The 18,321-nt window shown below is 70.3% G+C and carries 16 protein-coding genes; 7 read left to right on the top strand and 9 right to left on the bottom strand.

Annotation, left to right across the window (positions count from 1 at the left end; all coding sequences use genetic code 11):
• Nucleotides 1-60 precede the first annotated feature (60 nt).
• Entirely contained in the window at nt 61-486 is a 426-nt protein-coding gene (locus AB0395_RS00790; RefSeq protein WP_366275713.1) for a hypothetical protein, read from the bottom strand.
• A 228-nt stretch (nt 487-714) separates the two neighbouring features.
• On the opposite strand from AB0395_RS00790, the gene AB0395_RS00785 reads away from it, so the two are divergent.
• The 3 genes from AB0395_RS00785 to AB0395_RS00775 all read left to right on the top strand — a co-directional run bounded on the left by AB0395_RS00785 (nt 715) and on the right by AB0395_RS00775 (nt 3,541).
• On the top strand, nt 715-1,644 hold the full coding sequence (locus AB0395_RS00785) for a WecB/TagA/CpsF family glycosyltransferase (RefSeq protein WP_366275712.1): 930 nt from the start codon (nt 715-717) through the stop codon (nt 1,642-1,644).
• Nucleotides 1,645-1,738: 94 nt separating this feature from the next.
• Nucleotides 1,739-3,016, top strand: a complete 1,278-nt coding sequence (locus AB0395_RS00780; RefSeq protein ID WP_366275710.1) for a glycosyltransferase — start codon at nt 1,739-1,741, stop codon at nt 3,014-3,016.
• Nucleotides 3,017-3,151: 135 nt separating this feature from the next.
• Entirely contained in the window at nt 3,152-3,541 is a 390-nt protein-coding gene (locus AB0395_RS00775; protein WP_366275708.1) for a PPOX class F420-dependent oxidoreductase, read from the top strand.
• A 21-nt stretch (nt 3,542-3,562) separates the two neighbouring features.
• Here the strand turns inward: AB0395_RS00775 and AB0395_RS00770 are convergent, their stop codons facing one another.
• The 3 genes from AB0395_RS00770 to AB0395_RS00760 are packed head-to-tail and all read right to left on the bottom strand — an operon-like array spanning nt 3,563 to nt 6,412.
• Nucleotides 3,563-4,021 (bottom strand): DUF6113 family protein, encoded by a 459-nt coding sequence (locus AB0395_RS00770; RefSeq protein ID WP_366275707.1) that lies wholly within the window; start codon nt 4,019-4,021, stop codon nt 3,563-3,565.
• 5 nt (nt 4,022-4,026) lie between these two features.
• A complete protein-coding gene (gene mshB, locus AB0395_RS00765; RefSeq protein WP_366275705.1) occupies nt 4,027-4,935 on the bottom strand; it encodes an N-acetyl-1-D-myo-inositol-2-amino-2-deoxy-alpha-D-glucopyranoside deacetylase in 909 nt (302 codons plus the stop codon).
• On the bottom strand, nt 4,895-6,412 hold the full coding sequence (locus AB0395_RS00760) for a hypothetical protein (protein ID WP_366275704.1): 1,518 nt from the start codon (nt 6,410-6,412) through the stop codon (nt 4,895-4,897). Before AB0395_RS00760 ends, mshB begins: the two co-directional genes overlap by 41 nt.
• An 85-nt stretch (nt 6,413-6,497) precedes the next feature.
• Between AB0395_RS00760 and AB0395_RS00755 the strand changes: the two genes are divergently transcribed.
• On the top strand, nt 6,498-8,558 hold the full coding sequence (locus tag AB0395_RS00755; protein WP_366275703.1) for a prolyl oligopeptidase family serine peptidase: 2,061 nt from the start codon (nt 6,498-6,500) through the stop codon (nt 8,556-8,558).
• 158 nt (nt 8,559-8,716) lie between these two features.
• Here the strand turns inward: AB0395_RS00755 and AB0395_RS00750 are convergent, their stop codons facing one another.
• Nucleotides 8,717-9,397, bottom strand: coding sequence for a hypothetical protein (locus AB0395_RS00750; protein WP_366275702.1), 681 nt, complete (start codon nt 9,395-9,397; stop codon nt 8,717-8,719).
• Nucleotides 9,398-9,935: 538 nt separating this feature from the next.
• Here AB0395_RS00750 and AB0395_RS00745 point away from each other — a divergent pair.
• Nucleotides 9,936-11,102: a hypothetical protein gene (locus tag AB0395_RS00745; RefSeq protein ID WP_366275701.1), complete on the top strand. Its 1,167-nt coding sequence runs from the start codon at nt 9,936-9,938 to the stop codon at nt 11,100-11,102.
• Between the two features lie 245 nt (nt 11,103-11,347).
• Here the strand turns inward: AB0395_RS00745 and AB0395_RS00740 are convergent, their stop codons facing one another.
• From AB0395_RS00740 to AB0395_RS00725, 4 genes are all read right to left on the bottom strand, one after another.
• Entirely contained in the window at nt 11,348-11,734 is a 387-nt protein-coding gene (locus AB0395_RS00740; RefSeq protein ID WP_366275699.1) for a hypothetical protein, read from the bottom strand.
• 170 nt (nt 11,735-11,904) lie between these two features.
• A complete protein-coding gene (locus AB0395_RS00735; RefSeq protein WP_366275698.1) occupies nt 11,905-13,743 on the bottom strand; it encodes a hypothetical protein in 1,839 nt (612 codons plus the stop codon).
• Between the two features lie 141 nt (nt 13,744-13,884).
• Nucleotides 13,885-15,630: an ABC transporter ATP-binding protein gene (locus AB0395_RS00730; RefSeq protein ID WP_366275697.1), complete on the bottom strand. Its 1,746-nt coding sequence runs from the start codon at nt 15,628-15,630 to the stop codon at nt 13,885-13,887.
• Complete coding sequence (locus tag AB0395_RS00725) at nt 15,627-17,399, bottom strand: ABC transporter ATP-binding protein (protein WP_366275696.1); 1,773 nt, start codon at nt 17,397-17,399, stop codon at nt 15,627-15,629. The genes AB0395_RS00730 and AB0395_RS00725 overlap by 4 nt, the downstream gene beginning before the upstream one ends.
• 110 nt (nt 17,400-17,509) lie before the next feature.
• On the opposite strand from AB0395_RS00725, the gene AB0395_RS00720 reads away from it, so the two are divergent.
• Both AB0395_RS00720 and AB0395_RS00715 read left to right on the top strand, forming a co-directional pair.
• Entirely contained in the window at nt 17,510-17,743 is a 234-nt protein-coding gene (locus tag AB0395_RS00720) for an RNA polymerase subunit sigma-70 (protein WP_366275695.1), read from the top strand.
• Nucleotides 17,744-17,745: 2 nt separating this feature from the next.
• The gene (locus AB0395_RS00715) at nt 17,746-18,303 is read left to right on the top strand and encodes a Clp protease N-terminal domain-containing protein (RefSeq protein ID WP_366275694.1); all 558 of its coding nucleotides are present in this window, start codon (nt 17,746-17,748) and stop codon (nt 18,301-18,303) included.
• The last annotated feature ends 18 nt before the right edge of the window (nt 18,304-18,321 follow it).

The following is an 18,321-nucleotide window of genomic DNA, read 5'->3' as shown; positions in this document are numbered from 1 at the left end:
TGACCCCCTTGGTAACCATCGGTCCGGGCGATGATCCCTATATGAGGTGATTTATTCCCATTAAGATGACTTCAGCCGGAACCACCAGGGCGATTTACGGGTATAGTTCCCGTCTTCCAGGTTCGCGAGGCGCTCAAAAACGTTCCAAGAGGCGTGGTCACCACAGATCAGCACGGAGACGGCCACCGCGACGACGTACAGCGGGAGCATCGGCAGGCCGACGCAGAGCATGTACTGGGAGGCGTGCCTGCCCTCGTGCCTGAGCAGGGTCTCGGTGAAGTAGCCCTCCTGCTCTCTGGTCAGCACCACGTTGCCGATGGTGAACGCCCCCGCGATGGGGAAGGGGATGCGGTAGCCGTACGCCAGGATCAGCCCGTCGGGGCCCGCCGCCTTTCTGGCCCGGCCGATGCGCACCACCAGCAACCCCAGCGGGGTGGACAGGTTCAGGTAGTTGAGCGTCCGCCGTACGCGATGCAACCGCCGCATACCAGGATTGTGCGCCGCCCCATGGCATGAGACCAGCGACTTCACGGCGAGGGCCCGGTGGCTTCGCCGCGACGACGACGCGGTGACGGCGCACGCGGCCACCCCCTGCCCGGGACGGCCGGCATTTCGGATCGACCAGATCATCCGATGCGTGACCATTTGCATCTGCAGAGTTACGATTGCAGCCACTTGGAGCTGATAAGGCCGTTTGTGTCTGGTGGTGGACATATGGCGACCCGATCGCCGAAGTGGCTGCGCATCCCCGGGGGCGTACCGCGTTCCCTGAGGACTCGAGGTTCCCGTGGGGCGCGGGAGCAGGCCGGTACGGCCGAGGCCCCGGAGCGGGCAGGACGGAGGGCCGACGGCGGACGCCCACCCCAGGAGGACGGCTGCGGGCTCTCCCGGGTACGGCTCGGCGCCGTCGAGGTCACCGCGATCAGCGAGGCAGACGTCCTCGACCTCGTGTCGCACTCGTGGCACCTGCGGCGCGGCGGCTCGATCGTCACCGCCAACGTGGACATCGTCCGCGCCGCGACCCGCGACCCCGCCCTGGCCGACCTGATCACACACTCCGAGCTGGTCGTCGCGGACGGCATGCCGGTGGTGTGGGCGGGAAGGCTCGCCGGGCTCCCCATCCCCGGCAGGGTCACCGGATCCTCGCTCGTCCACACCCTCACCGCGCGTGCCGCACGCGAGCGGCGGTCCGTCTACCTGCTCGGCGGCGACCTGGGCATACCGGAGACCGCCGCGCTGATCCTCGGCAACCTTTATCCGGGACTGCGCGTCGCCGGCACCTGCTCGCCCCCCTTCGGGTTCGAGACCACGGCGGAGGGCCTCAGAAAGGTGATCGGCAGGGTGACCTCGGCCGCGCCCGACCTCGTTCTCGTGGGACTGGGCTTTCCCAAGCAGGAACACCTCATCCACGCGCTCCGCGCCGAGCTGCCGGACGCCTGGTACGTCGGTTGCGGAGCCGGAATCCCGATGGCCGCCGGTCAGTTCAGGCGCGCCCCCGAGGTGATCCAGCGGATCGGCGCGGAGTGGCTGTTCCGGCTGGCCCAGGAACCGCGCCGCCTGGCCCGACGCTACCTGCGAAACGATCTCCCGTTCGCCCTCGTCATGCTCACCGGCGCGCTGCGCAGCCGGCTGACGGCGAGATGACCCCCGCCGGGAGCGTCCCCTCCCTGCCCGTTCCCCCGAACAGAACGGGGAGCGTCCCCTCCTCGTCCGTTCCCCCGAACAGAAACGGCCCGACATGAGTGCTCCGTCCCGGTCCCCGCTCACCCCGTCCCGCCTGATCCGCGGGATGCTCGCCCTGCTTGGCGGGACACTCATCCGCCGGACGCGGGACAGGACCGCTCCCCCCGCGGACTACGTGTGCTTCGCGGCCCAGGACTGGTGGTACCACAACCAGGCGCACTCGGACTTCCAGCTCATGCGGTCGATCGCCGCCGACCGCAGGGTCCTCGTGGTCAACAGCATCGGGCTGCGCATGCCGACGCCCGGCAGATCGACCCAGGTGGTACGGCGCGTCCTGCGCAAGCTGCGCAGCGTCGCGATGCTGGTGCGGAGACCGCTGCGGGACCTGCCGAACTTCTTCGTGATGTCCCCGCTGCCGCTGCCGTTCTACGGGTCGCCGCTGGCGCGACGGGTGAACGCGTGGCTGGTCAGGACACAGGTGCTGGCCGTGTCCAGGGCACTGGGACTGCGCAAGCCCGTGATCATGGTGACCCTCCCGACCGCCTGGGACGCGGTCAAGCCGATGCCCAGGCGGACGCTGGTGTTCAACCGCTCCGACCAGCACTCGGCGTTCCCCGAATCCGACCGGCGGGTCATCGAGGTGATGGAGCACGACCTGCTGAAACGGTCCGACCATGTGATCTACGTCAGCAACGTGCTGATGGACAGCGAGCGCGACCTCACCGGCCCCAGGGCGTACTTCCTCGACCACGGCGTCGACGTCGAGCACTTCCGGTCCCGGCCCGCGGAGCGGCAACCGGCGGACCTGCTCCGCATCCCCGGACCGCGCGTGGGCTTCTTCGGCTCGCTTGACGACTATCTGGTGGACTTCGACCTGCTGGAGCGCGTCGCCGTCGACCTGCCGGACGTCTCGCTCGTGCTGGTCGGGAGCGCCAACATCTCCATGAGGCGCCTCACCAGGCACCCCAACGTCCACTGGCTCGGCTACCGCCCGTACGAGCAGGTCCCGGCGTACGGGTCGGGCTTCGACGTGGCGCTCATGCCCTGGCTGGACAACTCCTTCGTCAGGCATTCCAACCCCATCAAGCTCAAGGAGTACTTCTCACTCGGCCTGCCGGTGGTCAGCACCGACTTCCACCAGATCCGGAAATATGCCGACCGTGTGCGGATCGCCGCCGACCCCGCCCTCTTCGTTGAGGCCATCCGCACGACGCTGCGTGAGGGCGGCCCGCTGTCCGCGGAGGCCCTGCGGGAGTCCGTGCTCGACGCCTCCTGGTCCGCGCGAGCCACCCAGCTGATGACGCTCGCCGAGACGCCGCCGCCGACGCGCTGAAACCTGCTTTGTGATCTCATCGGAGCCGGAGCAGGAGCAGGAGCAGGAGGCAGGCGATGGCAAGGGCCGCCACGTAGTGATCGGGGAGTTTGTCGCATTTGATTGACACTGGCGTCAAGGTTACATACTGGCCGCATGGTCTTCACACAGGCAGAACTCGACTATCTGGCCGAACAGCGCCTCGGCCGCCTGGCCACCGTCTCCCCCTCCGGCCAGGTGCAGAACAACCCCGTGGGGTTCTTCGTGGACGCCGCCTCGGGCACGATCACCATCGGCGGGCACGCGCTGGGGGCGTCCAAGAAGTTCAGGAACGTTCAGCAAGGCAGCACCGTGTCGTTCGTCGTGGACGATCTGGCCTCGGTGGACCCGTGGGTGGTGCGCGGCATCGAGATCCGGGGCTCGGCGGTGGCTCTGACGGACCACGAGCCGCCGGTGCCGTACTTCTCGCGGGAAATCATCACGATCACGCCCAGCAAGATCATCTCTTGGGGGTTGGACGGGGCTCGGTCAAGCCGCAAGGTGTGAAAGTTCGACAGCGCCGTCGGCCTACGGCTGACGGGGCTCGGAGGGGCGGGTGCCGTAGGAGTGCTGGGTGAGGAGCCAGGAGCCGCCGTGCGCGGTCGGGGAGAGCAGAACGCCCGTCAGGACCGCGGCGAGGCCTCCGTAGAGGTAGATGTAGCCCGACAGGTCACCGGCGATGATCACGTCGCCCTCCGTCCTGCCCGCCAGCCAGATCATCGTCATCACCAGCCAGCCGGAGGCGGGCGCCAGCGCCGCCAGCTTGCCCCGCATCGCCCGCCCCGCGCCGTAGCAGACGGCGAACAGGAACAGGACGCATCCGACGGCCGAGATCGGGATCGCCGCGGGCTTGAGGTACCACGAGTGCTGGAACGCGCCGAGAAGGCCCATCAGGAGACCCAGCACGAAGAGCACGGCGTACGCCGCTCCGGTGACCGCTCTCTCCGAGGGCCGCTTGACCGCCGGGACCTGCTCCATCACAACCATCGAGGCTAGTCGATCCCGGCGAAGAGGTCGTCCTCCAGCTTGTACGGCTCGCCGAGACCCCCCACCTCGATCGGGGCGGCCGGAGCCGTCGGCCCCTGCGCGCCGGACCGCAGGATGAAGTGCTCGACCGCGAGCACCTCCTGGCCGATGTCGTTCGACAGGGCGTACCAGGGCGGGTCCACGCTGATCTGGGTCGTGTGCGCCCGCATCGCGTCGACCTTGCGGCCGATGTGGGCACGGGCGTCGATCTCGGTGGTGACGTCCTCGTCGGCGCAGCCGTACGGCAGGTCGTCCACGGCGTCCTCGACGAGGAAGCGCACGTCGGCCTCGCGGATCGCCTCCGCGGTCCTGCGCATCGTGGACCTGGCCACCGCGGTGAAGTAGAACTTGGCGATCCGCCACGGCTCGCCCTCGCCGAACGCCGGGTCGGCGGCCAGCTCGAAAGCCCGCCACGCGACGCGGTTGGCCTGGATGTGGTCGGGGTGGCCGTAGAAGCCGTTCTCGTCATAGGTGACGAGGACCTGCGGCCGCACCTCGCGGATGACCCTGACCAGCTCTCCCGCCGCCTCGTCCAGGTCGGCCTGCCAGAAGGCGTTGTCCCGATGGTTGGAGGCGCCGCCCATCATGCCGGAGTCGCGCCAGTGCCCGGGACCGCCGAGAAAGCGGTGGTCGGTGACGCCCAGGGCCTCGCAGGCCGCTGCCAGCTCGCCGACGCGGTGCCCGCCCAGGGTGTCGTCACGGTCCGCGGCCAGGTGGGCCAGCTCGGGCGGGATGACCTCGCCCTCCTCACCCAGCGTGCAGGTCACCAGGGTGACCTGGGCGCCCTCGGCGGCGTACTTCGCCATGGTCGCCCCGCTGCCGATCGTCTCGTCGTCAGGATGGGCGTGCACGAGCAGCAGACGGCGGTCGTTCATGCTTCGAGGGTAGCCGTCTCGCGTAGAGGGTGATGCGGACCGCCCCGGATATCCGGGTCTCCCCCGCCTTCTTGAAAGAGCGCTTGAGCTCGACCAGCCGGGAGTCCGTCTGCCACTCGGTGGCGAGAATGCGCCGCGAGACCAGCCACACCCGGTCGGCCTTCTCACTGAAGGCCGTCAGTTTGCGGTACGGCTCGCCGTAGACGGCGACGAAGAGCCGGAAACGCTCGGGCATGTAGAGCACGGCGTCGCCCTGCTGCTCCTGGGCGCCAAGCTCCGCCGCCAGAGTGCGGAGGTCGTCGGGGCGGTTGGAAGGGCCGCGGACGGTCAGCTGGGCACTCGCGGACAGCACCGCGAGCGCCGCGAGGACCGTCAGGCTCACCGGGGTACGGCGCAGCGCGGCCAGACCGGTTCCGGCCAGCAGCGCCAGGGCCGGCAGCACGAACAGGACATAGCGCGGGTTGTAGACCGGATACACCTGGGAGATCGCGTAGGACAGCGCGACCGGCAGGAACGCCCAGGGTACGGCGACCGCCGTGATGGACAACCGCCCCGCCCCGAGCGACCTCTCCCCCGTCCCCTCGGCGGGCCTGTCGGACCTGTCGGGCCTGGCGGCCGTTCCCTCCCCGGTCTCTTCCGCCGCCCCGGCCGCGCGCGCACGTGGCCGCATGCCGTACCAGACTCCGAGCAGGGCCAGCAGGCCGAGCAGGCCGAGGAAGAACGGCGGCGTGCCCGAGTCCTGCCAGGACACGGGCCCTCCGGAGATCTCGACGCCGAGCTCCGCCAGCTCGGGAAGACCGGGCACCTTCAGCCAGAAGAGCTGCTCGTCCCGCTGCCCCGAGGCCACGTACACCAGCGGCGCCAGCAGCACCCCCGCGCCGACGACCGAGGCCAGCCACGCGAGGAACTCCCCGCGCCTGCGCAGGACGGTGACGGCGTGCGCGGGCAGCAGGAGCAGCGCGTAGAGGTGGAACCAGCCGAGGAGGGCGACCAGCAGGCCGTACCCGGCGTAGCGTGACCTGCGCTCACCGAGCAGGACCCAGGTCGCGGCCACCGCGATCGCGCTGACCAGCGCGTAGCTCCGCGCCTCCTGGCCGTAGCGGCTGACCATGGGCAGCATCGCGTAGACCAGTCCGGCGAACAGCCCCGTCCAGGCGCCCGTCCTCGGTCCCGCCAGCTTCCGCCCGATGGCCGCGACGCCGAATGTCGCCCCCGCGACCGCGAGCGCGGAAGGCAGCCTGACCGCGAACTCGCCACCGAAGGCGGCGAAGGGGCGCAGCAGGAGGTAGTAGAGCGCGTGGACGGTGTCGATGTGGTCGAGCAGCTCCCGCAGCTCGTCGAGCGGCATGGTCGCCGCCAGCACGCTGACCGACTCGTCCCGCCAGAACGACGGGACGCCGATCCCCCAGAGCACGAACGCGAAGGCCAGAACCGCAGGTGTCGCAGGAGAGCGAAGAATTCGCGCGGTAAGCGTCACTCGCCCAAGTTTCTCCCAAGATCGCGATCATTTGGACCGCACCGGAGAGATCCGTGAGAGGGCCGGTACTGGCAAGATGACTGGTATGAGTGAGAGTTTTCCTCGTCTGCACGCAAGGACCCGCCGATTCACCCTCGGAGTGCCGCGTGCCTTCACCATCGCGCCTGACGGTGCGCGAATTGTCTTCCTGCGGACGAAGGGCGGCTGCGACCCGGTCACCTGTCTGTGGGAGTTCGACGTCGCGAGCGGCACGGAGCGGCTGATCGCCGACCCACGCGTCATCGCCGCCGACGAGGAGAACCTCCCTCCCGAGGAACGGGCACGCCGCGAGCGCAGCAGGGAGCAGGCGGGAGGCATCGTCGGCTACAGCACGGACGCCGCGGTGACCACGGCGGCGTTCGCGCTCTCCGGCGGCTTGTACGTCGTGGACCTGAAGACCCGCAGTGTCCGCCACCTGAAGACGGCGGGCCCGGTGGTCGACCCGCGGGTCTCCCCGACCGGCGTGCACGTCGGTTACGTGACGGGCGGCGCGTTCCACATCCAGGACCTCGAGGACGAGGTCGACCACGCGCTGGCCCGCCCCGAGTCCTCCGAGGTGACGTACGGCCTGGCCGAGTTCATCGCCGCCGAGGAGATGGACCGGATGCGGGGTTACTGGTGGGCGCCGTCCGGCGACGCCGTACTCGTCGAGCGGGCTGACGACTCACCGGTCGACAGGTGGCACATCGCCGACCCGGCCAATCCCGCCAAGCAGGTGACCGAGCAGCGTTATCCCGCCGCCGGTACGGCCAACGCCCGGGTCGAGCTGTTCGTGCTGACCCTGGACGGCGCCCGCGTCCCGGTCCCCTTCGACGACGAGTACCTCGTCACCGTCTCGTGGGACGCCCACGGCCTGTCGATCGTCACGCTGTCCCGCGACCAGAGGACCATGCGCCTGTTCGACGTCGATCCGGCCACGGGGACCTCGGCCCTCGTCCGCGAGGACACCGACCCCGCCTGGGTGGACATCGTCACCGGCGTCCCCGGCCACCTGTCGGACGGCACCCTGGTCTGGGCGGCGAACCTCGACGGCGGCCGCCGCCTGGTCATCGGCGACCAGCCCGTCACGCCGTCCTCGCTCCAGGTCCGCGAGATCGTCGACATCGACGGCGACGCGGTGCTGTTCCGCGCGAGCGGCGAGCCCACCGAGGTCGCCCTCTGGGCCTACAAGGAGGGGCGGATCACCCTGGTCAGCCCGTCCGACAGTGGCGTCTACACCGGCCACACCGCGGGCGGCACCCTCGTGGTCACCGGCCAGACCCTCGACGGTGAGGGGTCGACCACGCGTGTCTCCCACCACGGCAGGCCCGTCGGCCCCATCGCCTCCCACGCGGAGCGCCCCGGCCTCGACCTCCGGGTCTCCCTGATCCGCGCGGGCGAGCGCGACCTGTCGACCGCCGTGCTCTTCCCCTCGGGGCACGTGCCGGGTTCGGCGAAGCTGCCGGTCCTCATGGACCCGTACGGCGGCCCGCACGCCCAGCGTGTCCTGGCCGCCTCCGGCGCGTACCTGACCAGCCAGTGGTTCGCCGACCAGGGTTTCGCGGTCGTCGTCGCCGATGGCCGGGGCACTCCCGGGCGGGGCCCCGAGTTTGAGCGGGCCATCCTGCACGACCTGGCGACGCCCATCCTCGACGACCAGGTGGACGCCCTGCACGGCGCCGCCGCGCGGTTCCCCGACGATCTCGACCTGTCCCGGGTCGGCATCAGGGGCTGGTCCTTCGGCGGCTACCTCGCCGCGCTGGCCGTACTGCGCCGCCCCGACGTCTTCCACGCGGCCATCGCGGGGGCACCGGTGACCGACTGGCGGCTCTACGACACCTGCTACACCGAGCGCTACCTCGGCCACCCCGACGAGGGCCACTACGACTCCTCGTCCCTGTTCGCCGACGCGGAGAAGCTGGACCGGCCCCTTCTGCTGATCCACGGCATGGCCGACGACAACGTGGTCGCCGCCCACACCCTGCGTCTGTCGTCCGCCCTGCTCGCCGCGGGCCGGCCGCACAACGTGCTGCCGCTGTCCGGTGTCACCCACATGACCCCGCAGGAGATCGTGGCCGAGAACCTGCTCCTCCTCCAGGTCGACTTCCTCAAGAAGGCTTTGACCTGAACCGGCGGGAGACGGCGCCGTAGGAGAACCAGCGGGGACGGCACCGTGAACGCGGTGCCGTCCCCTGGCTCGGGCGGGAGGTCTCACCTGCCCGCCATCTGTCTCGAAGCCCCGTCACAGCCTCGGATCAACGTGGGCCGTGGCGGGGTGAGCGGCTCCTATTCCCACTTCTTCCAGCTCGTGGCGGACTTCTTCGCGTCCTTGGAGCCGCTGCCCGGGCCGATGTCGGCGTTGCGGCCTCCCGGGCTGCTGTCATCGGCCTCGGCTTCCGGGTCGAAGGTGTTCCCGCCGTCGGGACCGCTCCCGCCCCCGTCCTTGCCGCCGCCCCTGCCGCCGACCTTGCCCCCGCTCCTGCCGCCGCTCGTCGCGTGGGCGTCCTCGTTGGCCTTCCCGGCCGAGTGTCTTGGCCTGTTCTGCTTGGCTCCCGGCTGCTTGGTTCCCGACTGCTTGGCTTCGGACTGCTTGGCCTCGGACTGCTTGGCTTCTGACTGCTTGGTGGCGGGCTGGTCGGTCCCGGGCTGATCGGCTCCGGACTGGTTGGATCCTGGCTGGCTTGCCTCCTGCGCGGCGGCGGGCGGGGGCGTGGAGGCGGGGACGGGAACCGGGCCCGACCTGACGATGGACGAGGACACGTCGGTCGCACTCGCCGTGATCGCCAGAGCTGAGCCGATGACGCCGGGAGTGTGGGTCCCCGGCCCGGCGGTCGAGGCCATGGCGAGCCCCCCGCAGGACACGACGACGGGAACGACGAAGACCGCGCTCGCCAGGAACCTGCCCAGCATCGCGCCCCGCCCTGAGCTCACGTCGCCCACGACGGACTCGATCGATTCAGGTGACACGAGGACACCCCTTTCCAGTCTGGTGACTACATGCACTCAACTGACCACGGTCAGCGATGATCATCGTAGCCGCCCAGACCCGTTTCCCCTTGGAGGTGAGCCCGCCGACTCCAGGAGGTTCCCACCCCTTTCCCCCCACCTCATCAGGCGATTGATAAGAAAGTACACCAGCAGTCAAAACGCATTATCCAGCGAGATTTTACGCATGCCCAAATAGATGAATTAGGTCCTACATGAAAAGAGTGTGGGCATGTGTTCATCGGCTCCAGTCCAACGGCTACCGGACAAGCGTCCGGCCAGGTCACGACAGGAGGAGGCGCGCCTTTCCCACGTAATGCGCCAGGTTCGCAGAAACTGCGACGCCGCCGGACTTCTGGAATTGCTTTACCTGACCAACCCCGTTGCATGGACCGTTCAGGCCAAATACCGACAGCCATCGGTATGGAATTACAAATATCGCACGGAGACGCGAAGAAACGTTCCCCGAACGCGTGGTAAGCCTTTCGGGCCCCCCGGAACCGAACAGGAAAGGAAACGTATGAAAACGCGTCTTATGCTCACCGGATCGGCTGTGGCGTCGAGCCTCTGCCTGTGTGGCACCGCACCCGCCATGGCCGTTCAAACACCGGCGGACGTGACCGTGAGATGCGGCGACGTCGCCGGGCTCATCACCGCCGTCGCTCAGACGAACGCGAACCCCTGGGGAGGCACGGTCAAGCTGGCCCCGTACTGCGCCTACCGCTTCGAGGACGACTACCAGAACTCGGGTAACGCCCTGCCGGCCATCACCGGAAAGGTCACCATCGTCGGCGAGTACTCCACCCTGATCCGGTCCTCGTACCACGGGGCAAACCTCTTTCGCCTTCTCTCGGTCAACGAGGGAGGCGAACTCACTCTGAAGGGCGTCACCGTGACCGGCGGCGACACCCCGGGAGACGGCGGCGGCATCGCCAACGAGGGGAGGCTGCAGCTGGAGTACAGCACCGTCGCCGGAAACCAGTCCGGCGGGGACGGCGGGGGCATCTCCAACGAGGGCGGCACCGTCAACCTCTACGACAGCCACATCCTGACCAACGTGGTCACGAACCCGACCCCGGACGAAGCCGGCGACGGCGGCGGCCTCAGCAACAACGCGACCGGCACCCTCACACTCAAGAAGACCACCGTCAGGGGCAACACGGCCGACGAGGACGGCGGTGGCATCCAGAACCAGGGCACGCTCATCGTCGAGCGGAGCCACATCGAGAACAACGAGGCTCGCGACGACGACGGCGGCGCCATCAACAACCTCGGCAACGCGACCATCAAGGAAAGCGAGATCAAGGACAACTGGGCTGGCATCGAGGGCGGTGGCATCAACAATGGCGAGGACGGGACGCTGAACACCTACAACACGTCCTTCGAAGGCAACAGGGCGGGCCGGGACGGCGGCGCCATCAACAACGAGGGCACCGCGACCCTGAAGGAGAGCGAGGTCGAGTGGAACCAGGCAGGCCGTAACGGCGGCGGCATCAACAACGAGCAGGAAGCGGAAGCCGACAGGACCCGGCTGACCCTCGAATACTCAACGGTCTCGGAGAACCGCGCCGCCGGTGTCGGCGGCGGCATCAACAACTGGACCGGTGCCGAAGTCACGCTCAAGAGGAGCAGGGTCATCAGGAACCTGCCCACGAACTGCGCGGGGATCGTGCCCGGCTGCTCGTGACATCCTCGGTTCCCGTCGCCGGGCCCTCGCGCCCGGCGGACGGATGACAGAGCCGCCCTGCAGGCCGTCGCGGGAGCGACGGTCGCGGGGACAGGCCCCAGGGGAAAGCCCCCGAGGCCGCTGCCATCCGGTTCCGGGGCGACCGCTCATCGGGCACCGTCGATCATGTACGGCCCGCCGCCGAGGAAGCAGGCGGCGGGCGGATGGACGAAGACGTTCCCGGGCGGGAGCGCCTTCTGGCACGGTCAGTTCGGCAGTTCGGTGTCGGTGCGGATCCGCAGGGTGACGAAGGTGCTGCGGGTGCCGTTGTTGGTGGCGCACAGCTCGTAGAAGCCGGGGCCGTAGAAGTTGCTGTTCGGGGATCGGCCCTCGCCCTGGAAGTTCCACACCAGGCCCGGCGAGCCGATCACGACCCAGCTCGTCCCGGACTTCTTGATCTTGAACTTGGCTCCGTCACGGGTGGCGGTGCCGTCGCCCCTGACCTGGTAGGCGCCCTGCTGGGCGACGCAGTACTGCTCGCCGGGGAGCAGGTTCTTCGAGCCGGGGGTGTCGGCGCTGGCCGTACCGGTCAGGAACAGCGCACCGGTGACGGCGGTGGCACCTGCGAGGGCGAGGACGCGCTTGAGGTTCATGAGGTGGATCCCTTCATGGGGGTTTGCGGATGCCATGAAGGTAGAAGCGATCGATAGCCGGTCTGGAGACCGTTCCGCGCCCCTTCCCTATCCGATCGCCGTCCACTCCCCGGCCGGTTCATGCCCGAGTCCGCGGCTCCGACGCGGGTATGGAGAGCAGGCCTGTCGTGTCAGCTTGGCCGGCCGTGGCGGGCGTCCAGCTCGCGTTGCCAGAGGATCTCGGTGAAACGCGCCTCCCCGGCCGCCAGGTGCCTGCGGAAGGTGGTCATCGGCAGGCCGAGCAGCTCGGCCGCGGCGCCCTGGGTCCCCGCGGGCTGGAGGAAGGTGTGGTGCAGCGCCCGGTAGCCCCGCCTGTCCCTCGGGGAGGCCGCCATCCGCTCCGCCGTGTCCGCGAGTACGGCCCGCAGCTCACGGGCAGGCGCGGAGGGGTCGTCCTCGCCGCCGAGCCCGGCCGTCACCATCGCCGTCCCGAGCAGGGCTGAGCCGCGCAGCCCGTCCGCCCTGCCGTACAGGCGCAGGGCGGACCTGACCGCCTCCGCGAACTCGTGCTCGGACAGCGGCGCCCGCTCGGCCCCCTGGGACAGCTCGATCAGCGAGTCCCGCTCGGCCAGGCGGGAGATCCACGCCAGCGGTGGCACCGCCCGCCAGTCGTGCCCGAAGACGGCGAACCGGCGCCCGCCCACCTCGAAGTCGAGGTCGGGGACGCGGTGGAAGTCGAGGTGCGCGCAGCCCGTGACCCACGGGTCGGGCTCGGCGAAGGTCAGCAGGGTCAGGTCGGGGCAGGCGGGGGTGAGGAAGGACCGGAACAGGTGCAGGGTGATGAAGAGCTGGACCGGTGACGGGTCCTGGTAGGTCCGCCCGTCCATCCAGAACCTGACCATCCGCGTCCGCCCCGTTTCGCCGCCCGTCGGGACGGCCTGGTCGGCGACCCCGGAGCCCACGTCGATGAGCTGGTAGAACCCGAGCGCCTCGCCCGCCTCGCCCCGGACGACGACCGCGGAACGCGGCTGCTCCGCCAGCCACGCCCCGCACAGTCGCGCGGACTCCTCCCCCTCGTGCTCGCGTACCCAGGCCACGATGGTGCCCAGCTCGGATCGGGTCGGAGGGCCCGCGGACAGCGCTCCCGTCTCCGGGTACCCCGCGACGAAGGGACCGAGCACGGAGGTGTCACGGTGCAGGTAGACGAACTCCAGCAGCACCGCCTGTCGTACGGCGGGCTCACCGGCGGCGAAGCGCTGCCGGTAGTACGCCTCGGCCCGCCGCCGGATCTGCGCGCAGCCGTCGGGGTCGCGCCAGCGCAGCTCGCCGCCAAGCGCGTCCCTGGCCAGGTCGTGGGGGAACAGCCCGCGCGCGCCGTACTCGACGATGGACAGGTCCCGCAGCCAGGCGAAGAGCTCTGCGGCGTCGTCGAGGCCCAGCAACGCGGCGAGCAGCGGTTCCGTGGTCGCCAGCACCATCGCGCAGGCCTCGAGCGCCTGCTGGTGGAGCGGGCTTGGCACGGTGTCGACGAAGCTCCGCAGCAGCGTGCCCATCACCTCGTGCGCCGAGGTCTCTGAGAAGATGCGCTGCGCGGAGACGTCGGCGACCAGCGCGAGCGCCAGGGGATGCCCCCGGGTGAAGTCCAGCGCCGCCGCCCGTTCGTCCGCGGGGACCCCGCGCAGTTCCAGCAGGCGACGCCCCTCGTGACGGCTCAGGTTGCCCAGCTGCAGGATCCCGACGAGCTCCCGCCACCCCGGGTCGGCCCGCCAGGCGGGCGAGGGCCGGTCCCGGCCCGCCAGCACCACCACCGCGTCCGCGGCCAGCGCGGGGATCAGCTCCCGGCGCAGCCACGGCTCCAGCGGGCCGAGGAACTCCGCGGTGTCCACCAGCAGGACCAGGTCCTTGACCGTGTGGAACTCCTCGGGCGAGGCGTCGAGGACCTCGCCCAGCACCCCCGCGGCGTCCTCCGGACTCCGGGGCAGCTCGTGGCCGTCCAGCCACACCACGTGGCGTCCCCCGCACCGCGCCATCCATCCGACATTCCACCTCATCCTGCGCTCTCGCTGAGCGGGCCCCAATGAAGTGTGCTGCCGACGGTTGATTATGGATAGGTTCGCGGGAAAACACGCCACGACCAAAACGCACCGCGGCGGCCGGCGCGCGATGTCACCTCACCGGGGCGTGCCGTGCCAGCTGCTCCACAGTGCGGCGTAGGAGCCGTCGGCCGCGACCAGCTCGTCATGGGACCCCAGCTCGCTGATCCGCCCCTCCTCGACCACCGCGACCCGGTCGGCGTCGTGCGCCGTGTAGAGGCGGTGGGCGATGGCGATCACGGTACGGCCGTCGAGGACGGCGGCCAGCGAGCGCTCCAGCGAGCGGGCCGCCCTGGGGTCGATCAGCGAGGTCGCCTCGTCCAGGACCAGGGTGTGCGGGTCGGCCAGCACCAGACGGGCGAGGGCGAGCTGCTGCGCCTGGGCGGGCGGGACCGGCTCGCCGCCGGAGCCGACCATCGTGTCGAGCCCGTCGGGCATGGCGGAGGCCCACTCCCAGGCGTCGACGGCCTCAAGCGCCGCCCGGACCTGCGAGTCGTCCGCCTCGGGCCGGGCGATCAGCACGTTCTCGCGCAGCGTGCCCCGGAACACGTGGTGTTCCTGGGTCACCAGGGCGACGTGCCCGCGCAGGTCGTCAAGCGGCAGCTCGACCAGCGGGGTGCCGCCGACCGTGACCGAGCCGGTACGCGGCCCGTGGATGCCCGCCAGCAGGCGGCCGAGCGTCGACTTGCCCGCGCCGGAGGGGCCGACCATGGCCAGCCGCTCCCCCGGTTCGACCACCAGGTCGATGCCGTGCAGCACGTCGTGCCCCTCGCGGTAGGCGTAACGGACGCCGTCGGCCCGCAGCTCCTCCCCCCGCGGCACGCCGGAACCCGCCTCACGGTCGTCGGGCACCGCGGCGACGCCCAGCAGCCGGGCCATGGAGGCGCCGCCGACCTGGAGCTCGTCGATCCACATCAGCAGCCGGTCGAGCGGGTCGATGAGCTGCTGCACGTAGAGCGTGGCCGCGGTCACCTGGGCCAGCGAGACCCAGCCCTGGATGTAGAAGGCGCCACCGACGACGAGGGTCGCCACGATCGGGATCACGTAGCCGAGCTCGACCGTGGGGAACCAGACCGTGCGCAGCCCGAGGGTGTAGCGTTCCGCGGCCCACGACCTGGCGATGTCGGCGTCGGTACGGCGGTGCCTGCGCTCCTGCAGGCCCAGGGCCTCGACGGTGCGGGCGCCGCCGACCGTCTCGGCCAGGCCGTCGGTCATGTCGGCGTACGCGGCGCTCTCGCGCAGGTAGCCGTCCCGCGCCCGCTTGAGGTACCACCGGGTGGAGACCCACAGGATCGGTACGGCCAGCAGCGCGGGCAGCGTGAGCAGCGGCCCAACCAGCAGCAGCGCGCCGACGGTGATCGCACAGGTGACCAGAGCGATCATCGTCTCGGGTACCGCGTGCCGTACGCTGCGCGACAGCGTGTCCACGTCCCGGGAGGTGCGGGTGATCAGGTCGCCCGACCCGGCGCGCTCGACCGTCGACAGCGGCAGGCCGAGGACCCGGCCGACGAACTCCTGGCGCAACTCGGCCAGGACCTTCTCGCCGAGCCTTGAGGAGGCGTAGACGGCGAACCTGACCAGCACCCCCTGCGCGGCCAGGAAGCCCGCGATGGCCAGCGCGACCAGGGTGACATCGGTCCCGGTGCCGTCCTGGACGCCCTGGACGAGGCCGCCGAGCAGCCAGGGCACGGCCAGCCCCGCCATGGCGGCCAGGCCGTGCAGGCCGAGCGCGACCGTCAGCGCGCCGGGATACTTCAGTGTGAGCCTGCGGGCGTACGCCCTGACCTGCGCCTGGTCGGCGACCGGCAGGATCTGCCTGCTCATGCCATCTCCTCGCCCCGTGACCCGCACCCTGCGGCGGCGGGTTCGGGAATCCCGCCTGTCTCCTCCGGTCCCTCGCTCAGAAGGTCCTCGCCCCTGGTGACGACCGCCCGGTAGCCCGGGTAGGCGGCCAGCAGGTCCCGGTGGGTTCCCTGGGCGCGCAGGAGGCCTTCCTCCACGTAGATCACGTGGTCGGCGCGGTCGAGCACCAGCGGGCTGGTCGTGCAGACCAGGGTGGTCCTCCCCGCTCTGGCCTTGGCCAGCCGACCGGCGATGCGCGCCTCGCTGTGGGCGTCGACCGCGCTGGTCGGCTCGACGAGGACGAGCACCTCCGGGTCGACGGTCAGCGCCCTGGCGAGCCGCAGCCGCTGCCGCTGACCGCCGGAGAACTCCCGGCCCGACTCGGCGACGTGCTCGTCGAGACCGCCGGGGAGCGCCTCGACGACGTCCTCGGCGCACGCGGCGCGCAGGGCGTCCGCGATCCGCTCGTCCGAGGCCTCACCGGTGACGTCCAGCTCGTCCCTGAGCACTCCGGCGAACAGCCCCGCCTCGTTGTCCGCGACCAGGATCCGGCGGCGGACCTCGGAGATCGGCAGGGTGTCCAGGGACACGTCGCCGAAGTCCACGTCGCCGTCGGCGTAGCGGCCGAGCCGGTCGGCGATCGCGGCGGTCTCCTCCGGCGCGGCCGAGACGACGGCGGTGAAAACGCCGGGGCGGATCGCGACGCCCGAGGCGACGTCGCGCAGCAGGCCTCCCGCCGAGCCGCCGGTGCCGCCCGTGACCTCGGGCTGCAGCTGGAGGATCCGCACCACCCTGCGGGCGGCCACGTGCCCCTTGGTCAGCTTGTCGGCCGCCTCGGTGAGCGCGCGCAGGGGGGCGATCAGGAAGACCGCGTAGCCGTAGAAGGCGACGAGCTGGCCCACGGTGATCTCGCCTCTGATCGCGAACGTCGCACCCAGCCAGGTCACACCCGCGATCAGCAGGCCGGGCAGCAGGATCTGCGCTCCCTCAAGCGTCGCCTCGACCGCCGCGACCCGCACGCCCGCGTGCCGTACCTTCTGGGACTCGTCGGTGTAACGCTCGGCGAAGATCTGCTCGCCGCCGACGCCGCGCAGCACGCGCAGGCCCGCGACGATGTCGGCCGCGCGGGTCGACAGTTCTCCCTGCAGGTCGCGGTGGGCGTGCTGGCGCCGGTGCAGCGGCTTGAGCAGGGGGCCGACGGCGACGGCCATGATCGGCACGCCGACGAGCACCGCCAGGCCCAGCGGCGGCGAGGTACTGATGAGGATGACGGTGATCGTGCCGATGGCGACGACCGCTCCGGTGCCTCGGAGCAGGATGTCCATCGCGTTGCCGATGTGGGCGATGTCGGAGTTGCCGACGCTGACCACCTCGCCGGTCGACATCCTCTTCGGCAGGGTCGCGCCCAGCCTGGTCGCCTGCCTGACGGTGACCTGGACGGTGCGGTAGGCGGCGGCCAGCCAGTTGTAGACGGCCATCCGGTGCCGCAGGATGCCCGCGGTCGCCTGCACGAGCCCCAGGCCGAGCACCACCGCCGCCCAGGTGAGCAGGCCCGGCATGTCCTTCGCCCTGAGGGCGTCGATGCCTCTGCCCATCGCGGCGGGCACGAGTGCCATCGCGATCCACCACAGGGTGGCGTAGCCGATGCCGATGAACAGGGGACCCGCCTGGGTGCGGGCTACCCAGAGGAGGTAGCGGAACGGGCTGCGGGCATCGGGAACGCCGGGATCGGCGACAGGTAGGGAGCGCATAGCCCTTCCAGCCTGACAAAACCAGCGATCACCAGGCAAACCGTTTTCTGACCGTGAGATGGCGTCAATCAAGGTTGACACGAAGAGGGCGTCAACTTACATTGACACTCATGAGCGATACGGCACAGCTGGCCTCCGACGCAGGCAGCCGCGATCCGGCCGTCGGCCTGCGGGCCGTACGGGCGTTGCGGATGCTCGTGGATCGGCTGGAGGCACTGCAGGTTGAGAACGCCAGGGAGCAGGGCTGGTCCTGGCAGGAGATCGCCTACTGCTTGGAAGTGACCAAGCAGGCGGTCCACAAGAAGTACGCCGGGGGCCGAGGCCTGTTGAGACGGGAGAAATAGCCATGTTCGAACGGTTCCACCAGGATGCCCGCCAGGCGGTCGTCCTCGCCCAGGAGAACGCCAGGCGGCTGCACCACGGCCACATCGGCACCGAGCATCTCCTGCTCGGCCTGCTCGACCAGCGCGCCACACTCTCGGCCCGGGTGCTGGGCAGGCACGGCCTCGACTACGAAGGCGCCTACCAGGCCGTCACCCGCCTGATCCCCCAGCGGCCCACCGAAACCCTGGACGCCGAGGCCCTTGAGTCGATCGGCATCGACCTGTCGGCCATCAGGGAGAAGGTCGAAGCCGCCTTCGGGCCCGGCTCCCTGGACCGCGCCCCCGTGACCACCCGCAGAGGACGCCTGAGCGGGCGCCACATCCCCCTCACCTCACGGGCCAAGAAGACCCTGGAACTGTCCCTGCGCGAGACACTGGCCCTCGGCCAGAAGAGCATCCAGGACGGCCACCTGCTACTCGGCCTCCTGCGCGAAGGCGGCGGCCTGGCCTCCCGCGTCATCGCCGACGCGGGCATCGACGCGGGAACACTGCGCCAGGAGATCGTCCTGGAACTCCACTGAGAGCGGCAGGGCCGCCCA

This window comes from Streptosporangium sp. NPDC051023, from assembly GCF_040689595.1.
GTDB lineage: Bacteria > Actinomycetota > Actinomycetes > Streptosporangiales > Streptosporangiaceae > Streptosporangium.
This window is presented reverse-complemented; position numbering and strand designations above follow the sequence as displayed.